Origin of the sequence: Uliginosibacterium sp. H1 (assembly GCF_036017065.1) — a bacterium.
In the GTDB taxonomy this organism is placed as follows: domain Bacteria; phylum Pseudomonadota; class Gammaproteobacteria; order Burkholderiales; family Rhodocyclaceae; genus Uliginosibacterium.
Window position 1 is genome coordinate 1,298,443 of sequence record NZ_JAYXHR010000001.1, and the last position, 12,822, is coordinate 1,311,264.

Consider the following 12,822-nt stretch of genomic DNA (forward strand, 5'->3'; position numbering starts at 1 on the left):
GCGGACAGGATGGCCATGTCTTGTCATCAGTCAATCACGGTGCAGATAGCCAACGAAGCAGTTGGCATTTGCAATGCATGATTGATTGGTTTGGCAAGCCCGTCGGGCGCCGTATATTCTCAAGGCATCCCCGCCACCCAAGGAGCCCCTTGGAAACGACTCCGTGCCCAGGCTCCGCCGGCCGGAGCGGATGCCCGCCACGTCATGATCGAACTCACCAACGTCTCCCAACACTACATCGACGGCCAGGGCAGCCTGACCCACGCCGTGCGCGACGTCTCGCTGCAGATTTCCGCCGGCGAGATCTTCGGCATCATCGGCCGCAGCGGCGCCGGCAAGAGCACCCTGGTGCGCAGCCTCAACCTGCTGCACCGGCCCAGCAGCGGCACCGTGCGCGTGGCCGGTCGCGAACTCACCGCGCTGTCGCCCGAGGCACTGCGTGAAGCGCGGCACGAGATCGGCATGATCTTCCAGCACTTCAACCTGCTGTCCTCGCGCACGGTGTACGGCAACGTCGCCCTGCCGCTGGAACTGGCCGGGCAGAGCCGCACGCAGATCCGCGAAGCGGTGGAGCCGCTGCTGGAACTCGTCGGCCTGGCCGCGCAGCGCGACCGTTACCCTTCGCAACTCAGCGGCGGCCAGAAGCAGCGCGTCGGCATCGCCCGCGCACTGGCCAGCCGACCCAAGGTGCTGCTGTCGGACGAGGCCACCTCGGCGCTGGACCCGGAAACCACCCGCGCCATCCTCGACCTGCTGCGCAAGATCAACCGCGAGCTGGGCCTCACCATCGTGCTCATCACCCACCAGATGCAGGTGGTGAAGCAGATCTGCGACCGCGTGGCCGTCATGGATGCCGGCCGCATCGTCGAACTGGGCAGCGTGCTGGACGTGTTCCGCCAGCCGCAGCAGGACGTCACCCGCGCGCTGATCGGCGACGTGATCGCCCACGAACTGCCCAGCGGCATCCTGGAGCGTCTGCGCAGGCAGGACGTAGGCGCCGCGCGCCTGCTGCGCCTGGCCTTCGTCGGCGACGAAGTGGATCGTCCCCTGCTGTCGGAAGCGGTGCGCCGCTTCGACCTGGACTTCAGCATCCTGCACGGCCAGGTGGACGAGGTGCAGGGCCAGCCCTTCGGCAGCCTCACCATCCTCACCCGCGCATCGCAGGCCACGATTGCGGAAGCCAGCGCCTTCCTGGCGGAACATGGCGTCACCACCGAGGACCTCACGGCGCAACTGCTGCCCGCTGCGTCCACCACCGGCAGTCCCCATCTGACCCTGCTGCGCGGCGACGCCGTGCCGCTCGCCACGGAGGCCCTGAACCGTGTCGCCTGAACTGCTCGCCCTCTTCTGGGACTCCTTCCTCGAAACGCTCGCCATGGTCGGCACCGCCGGCATCGTCGGCGCGCTGGTCGGCATTCCGCTCGGCGTCGCGCTGCACGTCACCGACGCGCAGGGCATCCTGCCGCACCCCTGGCTGAGCCGCACGCTGGGCATCGTCATCAACGCGGTGCGCTCCACGCCTTTCATCATCCTGCTGGTGGCCGTCATTCCGCTCACCCGCGTGCTGGCCGGCTCCTCCATCGGCACGGCGGCGGCCATCGTGCCGCTGACCATCGCCGCCGCGCCCTTCATCGCACGACTCGTCGAAACCGCGCTGCGTGAGGTCGACCGCGGCCTGGTGGAAGCCGCGCAGGCCATGGGCGCCACCAACCTGCAGATCGTCAGCAAGATCCTGCTGCCCGAGGCCCTGCCCGGCATCGTCGCGGCCTTCACCGTCACCCTGGTCAGCTTGGTCGGCTACTCCGCAATGGCCGGTGCCATCGGCGGCGGCGGTCTCGGCGACCTGGGCATCCGCTACGGCTACCAACGCTTCCTGCCGGAAGTGATGCTGCTGGTCGTGCTGGTGCTGATCGCCTTCGTGCAGATCGTGCAGAGCGCCGGCGACAGGCTGGTGCGCAAGCTCTCGCACCGCTGAACGGATACCCCCGGAACAACTCCCCTGAAAGGCAAGACATGAACACCCGCCGCCACCTCCTACTGGCCCTGCTCGCCACCGCCGCCTGGAACCTGCCCGCACAGGCGCAGGACAAGCCGATCAAGATCGGCGTCACCGCCGGCCCGCACGCCCAGATCCTGGAGGCCGCCGCCAAGGTCGCCGCGCGCGACGGGCTGAAGATCCAGATCGTGGAGTTCTCCGACTACGTGCAGCCGAATGCCGCGCTCGCCGCCGGCGATCTCGACGCCAACAGCTACCAGCACAAGCCCTACCTCGACCAGCAGGTCAAGGACCGCGGCTACCGCTTCGTGTCCGTCGCCCAGACCATCACCTTCCCGATGGGCGTGTACTCCAAGAAAGTGAAGTCGCTGGACGCGCTGAAGGAAGGCGCTCGCGTCGGCGTGCCGAACGACCCCACCAACGGCGGCCGCGGCCTGCTGCTGCTGGAAGCCAAGGGCCTGATCAAGCTGAAGCCCAACGTCGGCCTGAAGGCCACGCCGCTGGACATCGCGCAGAACCCGAAGAAGGTGAAGATCATCGAACTCGATGCCGCGCAACTGCCGCGCTCGCTGGACGACCTGGACGCCGCTGCCGTGAACGGCAACTACGCCGAGAGCGCCGGCCTGGACCCGATCCGCGATGGCATCGCCGTCGAAGGCCCCACCGGCCCCTACGCCAACATCATCGCCGTGCGCGAGGCGGACAAGGACAAGCCTTGGGTGAAGAAGCTGGTCGCCGCCTACCACTCCGCCGAGGTCAAGCAGTTCGTCCGCACGACCTTCAAGGACTCGGTCATTCCCGCCTGGTAAGCAGCAGGGCCTGGCTGGAGAGAAGTCGAGTCCAGGGAGGACTGGAACGGCCGGCTGATGCGCCGGCCGTTCCTTTACTGCCAGGCCAGCGCCACCACGCCGGCCGCGATGCAGGCCGCGCCGCACAGGCGCGCAGTGCGATCACGTTCCCCCAGCAGCAAGCCTCCCATCAGCGCCGCGAAGAGCATCGACACCTCGCGCGCCGGGGCGACGCGCGACAGCGGTGCGATCTGCACCGCGTACAACACCAGCACGTAGGACACCGGTGCCACCGCGCCGATCAGCAGCGCCGGCTTCCACACCTGCTTCAGGTAGGCGCGGTCCGGCAGTGCCGCCACGCCACCGGCGAACAGCAGGAGCAGCAACACCATGGGCAGGCGCACCAGGGTGCCGAAGTAGTCCACCGCCACCGGCGACATGCCACCGTACTTCACGGCGTAGCCGTCGATGACGCTGTAGGCCGCGATGAACAACCCCGTCAGCAGGCCGTAGCCGACACCGGCGCGCAGGCGGTCGCGCTGCGCACGCGCGGCCTCGCCGGTACGTTCGTCTGCCGCGGCAAACAGGCTGCGCAACATCGCCGGGCCACCGGCGATCAGCACGATGCCGACGACGATCCCCGCCAGCCCGGCCCAGCCACCGACGCCAAGCGCCTCGCCGAGGAACAAGGTGGCGCACATCGCCGTCACCAGCGGCCCGGAGCCGCGCGCCAGCGGATACACCACGGTCAGGTCGCCGTGGCGGTAGCCGCGCAGCAGGGTCACGAAGTACAGGGTGTGCAGTAGCGCGCTGGCGAGGATCAGCAGCCACTGAGTGCTGCCGTAGCCACCCAGCTCCTGCCAGCCGAACCAGGCCCCCGCCGGTGCCCACACGATGGCGTTGGCCAGCCCGGTGATCAGCGCGAAGCGCGTGTCGCCACCGCTCCTTTTGGCGACGAGATTCCAGCTGGCGTGAATGAGTGCGGCGACGAGGACGAGGCTGAGTGCGAAGGCAGACATGCGCGATTATCGCGTCGGCGCTCGTCGCGCGCTCCTGCGTAGTCGGCATGGGCACATGCCAAGTGGGCAGGTCCGCCTGCGGTTCAGACCCGCACCTCGATGCGGCTGCCGCCCAGTTGCGCTTCGATCAGCGCCAGCAGCGGCATCGCATCCAGCACCGTCACGCGGGAGCGCGCCAGCGCCACCCAGCCCTTGCGCTGCCAGGCGTTGAGGTGCTTGTTCGCGGTGACGCGCGACACGCCGACGCTCTGCGCCAGCGCCTCCTGCGACAGCACGACCACCGCCTTGCGAGGGTCCGCCTCACTTTCTTCGCCATCGCGCGCGCTCTCCAGCAGGCGCTGCGCCAGCCCCGCCTGGACGTCGAGGAAACCGGCGTCGGCCACGCGCTCGCTGACGCGCCGCAGTTCACCGCACAGCCGCCTGATGAGGCCTTCCGCCAATGCGGGATCGCCGCGCACCCCGTGCAGGAAATCTTCCCGCCGCAACACGGCCAGGCTGCAATCGCTCAGCGCGATCGCCGACGCGGAGCGGATGCCGCCATCCAGCACCGCGATTTCTCCCAGCAGGCTGCCCGCCGTCACCAGGTTCAGCGCGAGCTGGCGGCCATCCAGCGTCTGCAGGCAGATTGACAGCTTGCCGGCGAGCACGAGGTAGATCGATTCCGCCCGGTCGCCATGCTGGAACAATATCTGCCGCGCATGCAGGCGACGCGGAATGGCCAGCTCGGCCAGGCGCGCGCGCGTGGCGGCGCCGGCCTCGCGCAGCACGATGTTCTCGCTCATGAACTTCTGCAGCAGTGCAGACATGCCGGCCTCCTTGTGCCTCGCCCCGAGTCTTATCGCAGAGGCAGCCAGCCTGTGTAAACAGCTTTACACAACAACACCGCGCGCCCTTCTATAAAGCGCTCCAGTCCTTGGCAAACAACTGGAGACACACCATGCACGCCACCTCACTCTGCCCTCGTCCCGCGCTGCATCGCGCCGCGTTGCCGACACGGCCCACGCTGTCAGTGCTGCTCCTGCTGGTGTGCGCGTCCGGCAGTGTCGCCGCCGCGGACGACGTGCCGGCATCCGCCTGGTCGGTGGGCCTGGGCGTCGGCGCCTTCTCGTCGCCCTTCAAGGGCGCGAAGACCGAGGTGATTCCCCTGCCCTACCTGGCCTATGAGCGCGATGGCCTCAGCGTCGGCCTGTACGACGTCGACTGGCGCCTGGCGCGGCTGGGGCCGGTGGCACTGTCCGCCGTGGTGGTACCGCGCTTCCAGATCACCGAGCCGCGCGACTCCGCTTTCCTCGACGGCATGGACAGCCGCCAGTCCACCCTGGAGGCGGGCCTGCGCCTCGCGCTGGAATCCGACCTTGGCAGCCTGCAGCTGGAGGCCCGCAAGGACGTGCTGAACAAGCACCAGGGCAGCCAGATCTACGCCGGCTACGTGCTGGAATTCCAGGCCGGCCCCGGGACCATCCTGCCCGGCATCGGCGTCACCTGGCAGAGCAGCAAGCTGGCGGACTACTACTACGGCGTGCGCGCTGCCGAGGCGACGCCACAACGGCCGGCCTACACGGTGGGCAACGTGTTCATCCCCGGTGCGAGCCTGGAGTTCCGCTACATGCTGGGCAGCAACACCATGCTGATGGCCCGTTTCTCGATGGAGGTGCTGCCGCAGGATGTCGGCGACAGCCCCATCGTGGACGAGCGCAGGATCTCGCAAGGCATCGCCGGCCTGATCTACCGCTTCTGAGGCCGCGATGCCGACCCCCAGCCCGGCGAGCGGGACAGCGCGGCACGCACACGTCGCGGATGCCCAGTACAGCCTCGCCACCATCGCCGCCGTGTGGTTCATCGTTACCCTGCCGATGGCGACCCTGGCGTGGATCGTCGTGCCCTGGCTGGTCCCTCACGTCGCGCTGCCGGCGGGCATCGTGTTCTGGCTGGCGATGATCGCCGGCATGGCCTGGCAATTCGTGGTCGCAGTAGTGCTGCTGCGCCGCGAACGCCGGCACTGGAACTGGCCCGCGCTGAAGGAAAGGCTGTGGCTGCAACCACCCGCGCTGCCCGGCTCCGGACGACGCAGCCACCGGCCCTGGCTGTGGGTGCTGCCCGGCATCCTCTTCGTCGCACTCAGCTCGGACCTGCTCGGCGACACGCTGGACACGCCGCTGCACTGGCTGGGCGCGCGCCTGCCCGGCCTCATGCCGCCGGCCTACACCGACATCCACGCGCTGGTGTCGCCGGCGTTCGCCGGCCGGTGGTACCTGCTGGGCATCGCGCTGTGCTCCAACCTGTTCAACTACCTGCTCGGCGAAACCCTGCTGTTCCACGGCGTACTGCTGCCGAAGATGGAAGGTGTCTTCGGTCGTCGCGCCTGGCTGGCGAACGCGGTGATCTTCGGCCTGTACCACCTGCACAAACCGCTGCATCTCGTCTCCGGCATCATCAGCAACATGGCCTACAGCCTGCCGGCGCAACGCTACCGCTGCCTGTGGCTAGCGGTGCTGATCCACGGCTTCGAAGGGCTGGTGGTCCTCGGCTTCACGCTGTGGGTGGTGCTCGGTCAGCCCGCGCCGTGATCCGCCGCGCCGTCGTCCATTGACGAGCGCGCCAGCAGCCACACCGTCTGGTCCGGCAGGTGACGCAGGCTGGCGGTGCGCTGTCGCAGTTGCAGCCCGGCCTGCGCGGCGAGCGCCCGCACCGCCGGCTCCCCCACCGCCTCGAAGAAGGACTGGCTCATGATGATGTCGGCATTCATCTCGCGGGTGAGTCCCTGCAGCCGGCTCGCGCGGTTCACCGTGGCGCCGACCACGGCGTAGGACATGTTGCGCTCGCGGCCTACGACTCCACCAATCACACCGCCTACCACCGCGCCGTAGTCCAGCCCGATGCCGACCGCCACCGGCGGTTCGCCCTGGGCCGCACGCTCGCGGTTCCATTCATCGATGCGGCTGAGCATGGCCTGCGCGCAGTCCAGTGCGCGCCGTGCATCGTCGGCGTGACGCAAGGGTGCGCCGAACACCGCCAGCACCGCGTCGCCGATGTACTTCTCCAGCGTGCCGTCGCGCGCGAACACCTCGGCCTCCATCAGCGCATGGAAGGCCTGCAGATGCACCAGCACTTCCGCCGGCGCGCGGTCCAGCGCGAACGTCGTATAGCCGCGGATGTCGATGAACAGCACGGCCGCATCGGTCTGCACCGGGGCCGGCACGGTCTGCGCGTCGGCCAGCTTGTCCACCAGGTTCGGCGAGAAGTAGCGCGCCAGCGCACTGCGCCGCTGTTCCGACGCGAAGAAGCGTGCCACCAGGCGACGATTGTTGGCCGCCACGTAGGTGAAGCCCAGCGTCAGGAAGAAGGTCACCAGGATGTTGTCGGCGGTGATGCCGACATCGACGAAGCCCGCCTGGCTGGCGATGCCGCCCTGCGCCGGATGGCCCAGCGCCGCGGCGAGGTCCGGCTGCATCACGGTGCCCGGCAGCGCGGACAGCCACAGCAGCTGCAGCAACCAGGCCAGCACCACGAACACGCCAAAGGCCCGCACGTAGGCTGCCGAGAAGCCGAAGGACACCCACACGAAGAACAGCCACAGCCACTTCAAGCTTTGGTGGCTGTGCGCGCTGACGGCCTCGGTCACGAAGGCCGGGCCGGCCCAGGCCAGCTCCCAGGGATTGGGCACCACCTGGTAGAAGCCCAGCCAGGCCACGTCGGCAGCCAGCAGCACGTACTTCATCCACGGCCGGTAGCGGCCGGACGACGCCAGCCACCACTGCACGATGCCCACCGGCAGGAAGCCCAGCTTCACCACGAAGGCATACAGGTCCGCCGGCCAGCGGAACGGTGCCTGGAACAGGTAAGGCAGCGCCTCCAGCCCCACCAGGATGGCGACGAACACGAAGCGCACCCAGGCCACGCTGCGCAGGGCCCGCACTTCGTCGGCAACCAGGAACTGGTCGAAGCGCCGCTCGCCGTCGGCGGAGGGCGACGGGCTGGACGCCAGCGGCGCGGCGTTGGCGGAGGCAGAGGACGTCGGGATGGATGCGTGATCGGGCGGCACGGAACCCCTGGCAGCAAGGAAGGCCGCCGAAGCTTACCGCGACAGCAGCCCGGCATCCCGCCCGGCCACATGACGGCGGCAAGGCGTCGTGCGCCACACGGCCTGCTGCGTTGTCAGCACGGCTGTGACCTGCGGTGCTTCATGTGCAGCATGCCTGCGATGAACGCCTTGCACGGCAAGGCTTTGTGGCCCGGCACAGGCTTTGCTGATGGGTAGCCACCTGCGCACGATCGCAGCATCACGCGACCTGTCGTGCAGCACTTCATGCACCCGCGGAGCCCTCCCCATGAGCACACGACAACTGAAACTCGGCGCCTTCATCCAGGCCACCGGCCACCACATCGCCGCCTGGCGCCACCCCGGCTCACAGGCCGACTCGGGCATCAACATCGACCACTACCAGCAAGTCGCGCAGACCGCAGAGCGCGGCAAGTTCGACATGGTGTTCCTGGCCGACAGCCCCGGCATCAACGAGGACCTGGAAGGCCTTGCCTCCGGCCGCTACGGCCGCATCGCGATCTTCGAGCCGGTCACCCTGTTCGCCTCGCTGTCGGCGGTGACGAAGCACATCGGCTTCGTGTCGACCGCCTCCACCACCTACGAGCAACCCTTCACGCTGGCGCGCAAGTTCGCGTCGCTGGACCACCTGTCCAAGGGCCGCGCGGCGTGGAACGTCGTCACCACCGGCAACGAGAATGCCGCTGGCAACTTCGGCCTGGAGAAGCACCCGGACCACGCCGACCGCTACGAGCGTGCCGAGGAATTCGTCGAGGTGGTGAAGGGCCTGTGGGACAGCTTCGAGGACGACGCCTTTCCGCGCGACAAGGACAGCGGCGTGTACTTCCACCCGGACAAGCTGCATACCCTCAACCACAAGGGCAAGCACTTCTCGGTGAGCGGCCCGCTGAACATCGCGCGTCCGCCGCAGGGCCACCCGGTCATCGTGCAGGCCGGCGCGTCGGAGCCGGGCCGCGACCTCGCCGCGCGCACTGCGGAAGTCATCTTCACCGCCTGGCAGCGCCTGGAAGATGCACAAGCCTTCTACCGCGACGTGAAGGGCCGGCTGGCGAAGTACGGCCGTCACCCGGATTCGCTGAAGATCATGCCCGGCATCTCGCCGGTGATCGGGCGCACGCAGGAAGAAGCCGAGGCCAAGTTGCGCGAGCTGGAAGACCTGATCCACCCCAGCGTCGGCCAGGCCATCCTGCAACGCTACTTCCCGAACGTGGACATCTCGCAGTACGACCTGGACGGCCCGCCGCCGCCCTTCGCCGAAACCACTAACGGCAACAAGAGCCGCCTCGCGCTGGTGGCCGAGCTGGCGCAACGCGAGGGGCTTACGCTGCGCCAGCTCTACAAGCGCCTCGCCGGGGCGCGCGGCCACTGGGTCGTCGTCGGCACGCCGCAGAGCATCGCCGACCAGATCCAGGAATGGTTCGAGAACGAGGCCGCCGACGGCTTCAACGTTATGCCGCCGATCCTGCCGGAATCGCTGGACACCTTCGTCGAGCTGGTGATCCCCGAACTGCAGCGCCGCGGCCTGTTCCGCACCGAGTACGAAGGCAAGACGTTGCGCGAGAACCTCGGCCTGGAGCGGCCTGCCAACACCAACCTGCAACGCAGCGAGCACACGTCCGACGCCTCCGGCGCGGCGGCTGCCTGAACGAGGAGAGCCATCATGAGCATCGACCGTCACATCCTGCAGACGCCGCGCGGCGAGCTGCCCTACCTGCTGGCGAAGTCCACCGCCAGCGGCCACACCCCGCTGGTGGTCTTCCTGCACGGCGCCAAGGACCGGGGCAGCGATCCGACGAAACTGACCACCTGGGGCCTGCCGAAGTACGTCAGCGAAGCCACGACGCTGCCCTACCACTTCCTCGCCCTGCAGATCCCGGAAGACACCACCTGGCCGGACTGGCGCCAGGAACTGCTGGGCCTGATCGACAACGTGGTGGCTCACAACGCCATCGACCCACAGCGCGTCATCCTGTCCGGCTTCAGTCTCGGCACCGCCGGCACCTGGCAGATCGCCAGCCAGCACCCCGAGCGCTTCGCCGGCGTGGTGGCCGTGTCCGGCCGCGTGCCGGAGCCGGTGGCCAACGGCGGCCTCAATGCGCTGCGCGACACGCCGCTGTGGGTCTTCCACGGCGAGAAGGACGACCGCGCGCCGCTGTCGAGTGCCGAGGACGCAGTGAACGCCTTGCGCGCACTGAATGCACCGGTTAATTTCAGCGTCATTCCCGGCGCGGACCACTTCATCGCCGATGCGGTGTATCCCGACCCCGACCTGCAAAGCTGGCTCGCCAACATCCCGGCGCTGCCGGCAGTCCGGCAGGCCGCCTGAACCGGAGTCCTGAAGAAAGGCCACGCGATGAGCACACCCGACGCCTCTTCCATCCGCCGCATCGCCCTGTTGCATCCCGGCGAGATGGGTTCGGCCGTCGGTGGCGTGCTGCAACGTCGCGGCCTCGAGGTGCGCTGGGTTGGCAACGGCCGCAGCGCCGCGAGCCGCCAACGCGCGCAAGCCGCCGGCCTCACCGAAGTGGCCGACCTGCGCAGCGCGCTCTCCGATGCCGACGTGGTGCTGTCCATCGTGCCCCCGCACGCCGCGCTGGAAGTCGCACAGTCCGTCGCCGCGTTGCACTTCACCGGCCTCTACATCGACGCCAACGCCGTAGCGCCGGACACCGCGCGGCAGATCGAGACCATCGTCCGCGAAGGCGGCGCGCGATTCGTGGATGGCGGCATCATCGGCCTGGCGCCACCATCGACCGGCTCCGGCACGCGGCTCTACCTGTCCGGCGACGCCGACGTGCTGCCGGCACTGGTCGCAGCCCTGCACGGTGACGAGCTGGGCGTACACGCGTTGCCCGGCGGCGGCGGCGCGGCCTCCGCGCTCAAGCTCGCCTACGCCGCCTGGACCAAGGGCAGCATCGCACTGCTCGCAGCGATCCAGGCCTTCGCCGAAGCCGAGGGCGTCAGTGCCGCCCTGAAGGATGAATGGGACCTTTCACAACCCGGCCTGTCGTCACGCGCACAGTCGGTGACCGGCAGTGCGCGCAAGGCCTGGCGCTGGGTCGGCGAGATGGAGGAAATCGCCGCCGCCTTCCAGGCACAGGCGCTGCCAGGAGGCTTCCACGAAGCCGCGGCGGACATCTTCTGGCGGGAGCATGGGTTCAAGGATGCGGCGGTGCCGCCTTCGCTTTCGCAGTTGATAGCTGCGTTACAGATCAAGCGCGCGGACGATAGGTCGGTCTGAACACGCTGGGCACTGAGCTTTCGCGTGTGCAAAGTCTGTGCTTGATCGCAGGCCGAGCCGGGAATTCGCCCCGGCGGGCGAGGTACTTTCTTTGTGCGAACAAAGAAAGTACCCAAAGAAAATCGCCCCGCTTCCGCCGCCGTGCTTCGCACGGGTCCCTGCGCTGCGCGCCATGACGAGCGGCTGCCGGGTTTGGTAACTGAGTCGCCCTCGCTACGCTCGGTGCTCAGACAGTCCTCGCCGTCGCGCTGCGCGCGATCCCTCGTCACGGCTGTGCTGCTCGGCGGCTACAGAGGGGGGATTGGGCCGTGCAGATTTGTGATGCCGTGACTCCGTAGAGGCAACATCCGGCGCAATGCCCTTCGGTTATTGCGCCCTACGGGCTACGACTTCAAGACGCCCAACGGTTCGGCTAGGCATCACTGCGGCCGCGGCGCAGTGCGAGTGCCAGGCCCATGAGGAGGAACAGCGGACCGCCGACCACGAACATGAGATTCAGCAAGCGGTCAAAGCCATCGGCGGATTGCCCCCAATGCCGAACGCCGAGAATAAACAGCCACGCCCCCCAACAACCAATCCCGATGCCTGCCACCCGTCGCAGCCAGCCGCCAGCGCGTACCAGCCTGGAGCCATCGGGGATGGGCGCGGTCTTATCGCCAGGCGCGCCGCGAAGCAGCCCCCAGCACCCTGCCGCGCAAAGGGCAAGCATGAGTCTCATGGCACCTGACTGGGTCCATACCGACTTGCCATAGCCCAACTCTGGGTACGGACCAAATAGGTGAATGACCAAGCCCACCGCGGCGATTCCGACAAACAAGCCCAGCCCCTCCATCCACATCCCCGAAGAGGCCGGGCGCTTCCGTCGCTCCTGCGCCGACCGCAGTCCAGGCGCGGAGGACCTTGCCCAAAGGAACCAGGCGAACGCGGTGCTGGGCAAGAGCCAACAAAGATAGAACGCCAGGTTGCCAGAGTTCCGAGGCGGACTAATCAGAACCGCAAGATGCATCACCGCGCCGAGGGCAAAGATCACTGCGAATGCGATTCTTGGGCGCATGAGGAATGTAAGTGACGTCTAACGTAGAGCTAACCGGCGCTGCGCGGCTCTATCGCGCAGCGTCCAGCGACCGAAGGGAGCGAGGTTGAGCGATGTTAGATTTCACTGGCTCACGATTGCCGCTGAACCAAGCACTTGAAGTTGTGCAGTCGCCGAAGAGGCGGTGGTAAGAGTGAACAACATTTTTCTCGCCGAGTTTGGAACTGACCACTCGTAGGAAACGGTTTGAGTCAGACCATTTGCAGTGGTTTGCGCTTGCTCGTTTCTTACCTGCTTGGCGATCAGTGGAGATGGTGCGTTTGCAACCAAGCCTGTGAACAACTTCGTCGCAGCCTCGGTGCTTGCCCTGCGGCCATGCACAGTGCAGAGGTTCTTTCCACTAGGAAGGGCAAGCACAAACGTTCCATGTTTGTCTGGAACCGGCCAAGCGTCGCCGGGCTTGCCTGCCAAGAACATTGCGGCCTTCTCTGGAGGAAGCTTTGGCATCGGCTTCAGCTTTTCTCGAAGTGTCTCAAGATTTGACAGGTTCTTCAGGCAAAGCGAAGCGTAGATGTTGGCGAATGAATTTGCTTGATCTTCACCTTCTCCCGCGAAGCAAACATTTGACGTCAGGCCAAGCATGAGTATCACGGCGATAAGTTTTGGCATGGGAAATTCTTGTGAA

Annotated in this window: 13 protein-coding genes; 8 read left to right on the forward strand and 5 right to left on the reverse strand. The window is 67.4% G+C overall.

Going from position 1 to position 12,822, the window contains the following annotated elements; translation table 11 throughout:
- Window positions 1-204 precede the first annotated feature (204 nt).
- From VVD47_RS05940 to VVD47_RS05950, 3 genes are read left to right on the forward strand one after another with little or no spacing between them, the layout of a single operon-like run.
- Window positions 205-1,332, forward strand: coding sequence for a methionine ABC transporter ATP-binding protein (locus VVD47_RS05940; RefSeq protein ID WP_327602477.1), 1,128 nt, complete (start codon window positions 205-207; stop codon window positions 1,330-1,332).
- Window positions 1,322-1,975, forward strand: a complete 654-nt coding sequence (locus VVD47_RS05945) for a methionine ABC transporter permease (protein ID WP_443080944.1) — start codon at window positions 1,322-1,324, stop codon at window positions 1,973-1,975. Before VVD47_RS05940 ends, VVD47_RS05945 begins: the two co-directional genes overlap by 11 nt.
- A 38-nt stretch (window positions 1,976-2,013) precedes the next feature.
- Window positions 2,014-2,805 carry a MetQ/NlpA family ABC transporter substrate-binding protein gene (locus tag VVD47_RS05950; protein ID WP_327602478.1) on the forward strand — a complete coding sequence of 264 codons (792 nt, stop codon included), beginning with the start codon at window positions 2,014-2,016 and terminating at the stop codon, window positions 2,803-2,805.
- A 74-nt stretch (window positions 2,806-2,879) separates the two neighbouring features.
- Here VVD47_RS05950 and VVD47_RS05955 read toward each other — a convergent pair whose 3' ends face one another.
- A complete protein-coding gene (locus VVD47_RS05955) occupies window positions 2,880-3,803 on the reverse strand; it encodes a DMT family transporter (protein ID WP_327602479.1) in 924 nt (307 codons plus the stop codon).
- A gap of 83 nt (window positions 3,804-3,886) precedes the next feature.
- Window positions 3,887-4,609 (reverse strand): Crp/Fnr family transcriptional regulator, encoded by a 723-nt coding sequence (locus VVD47_RS05960; protein WP_327602480.1) that lies wholly within the window; start codon window positions 4,607-4,609, stop codon window positions 3,887-3,889.
- A 131-nt stretch (window positions 4,610-4,740) separates the two neighbouring features.
- Between VVD47_RS05960 and VVD47_RS05965 the strand changes: the two genes are divergently transcribed.
- Both VVD47_RS05965 and VVD47_RS05970 read left to right on the forward strand, forming a co-directional pair.
- Window positions 4,741-5,541, forward strand: coding sequence for a MipA/OmpV family protein (locus VVD47_RS05965; RefSeq protein WP_327602481.1), 801 nt, complete (start codon window positions 4,741-4,743; stop codon window positions 5,539-5,541).
- Between the two features lie 7 nt (window positions 5,542-5,548).
- Window positions 5,549-6,370: a CPBP family intramembrane glutamic endopeptidase gene (locus VVD47_RS05970; RefSeq protein ID WP_327602482.1), complete on the forward strand. Its 822-nt coding sequence runs from the start codon at window positions 5,549-5,551 to the stop codon at window positions 6,368-6,370.
- On the opposite strand, the gene VVD47_RS05975 is transcribed toward VVD47_RS05970, so the two are convergent.
- Window positions 6,355-7,845 (reverse strand): adenylate/guanylate cyclase domain-containing protein, encoded by a 1,491-nt coding sequence (locus VVD47_RS05975; protein WP_327602483.1) that lies wholly within the window; start codon window positions 7,843-7,845, stop codon window positions 6,355-6,357. The genes VVD47_RS05970 and VVD47_RS05975 overlap by 16 nt on opposite strands.
- A gap of 286 nt (window positions 7,846-8,131) precedes the next feature.
- Between VVD47_RS05975 and VVD47_RS05980 the strand changes: the two genes are divergently transcribed.
- From VVD47_RS05980 to VVD47_RS05990, 3 genes are read left to right on the forward strand one after another with little or no spacing between them, the layout of a single operon-like run.
- Window positions 8,132-9,508, forward strand: a complete 1,377-nt coding sequence (locus tag VVD47_RS05980) for an LLM class flavin-dependent oxidoreductase (protein WP_327602484.1) — start codon at window positions 8,132-8,134, stop codon at window positions 9,506-9,508.
- Between the two features lie 15 nt (window positions 9,509-9,523).
- Window positions 9,524-10,189 (forward strand): alpha/beta fold hydrolase, encoded by a 666-nt coding sequence (locus tag VVD47_RS05985; protein ID WP_327602485.1) that lies wholly within the window; start codon window positions 9,524-9,526, stop codon window positions 10,187-10,189.
- Window positions 10,190-10,216: 27 nt separating this feature from the next.
- Window positions 10,217-11,104 carry an NAD(P)-dependent oxidoreductase gene (locus tag VVD47_RS05990; protein ID WP_327602486.1) on the forward strand — a complete coding sequence of 296 codons (888 nt, stop codon included), beginning with the start codon at window positions 10,217-10,219 and terminating at the stop codon, window positions 11,102-11,104.
- Between the two features lie 412 nt (window positions 11,105-11,516).
- Here VVD47_RS05990 and VVD47_RS05995 read toward each other — a convergent pair whose 3' ends face one another.
- Both VVD47_RS05995 and VVD47_RS06000 read right to left on the reverse strand, forming a co-directional pair.
- Window positions 11,517-11,936 carry a hypothetical protein gene (locus VVD47_RS05995; protein ID WP_327602487.1) on the reverse strand — a complete coding sequence of 140 codons (420 nt, stop codon included), beginning with the start codon at window positions 11,934-11,936 and terminating at the stop codon, window positions 11,517-11,519.
- Between the two features lie 324 nt (window positions 11,937-12,260).
- A partial coding sequence (locus VVD47_RS06000) for an NMCC_0638 family (lipo)protein (RefSeq protein WP_327602488.1) occupies window positions 12,261-12,822 on the reverse strand: 562 nt, incomplete at its 5' end.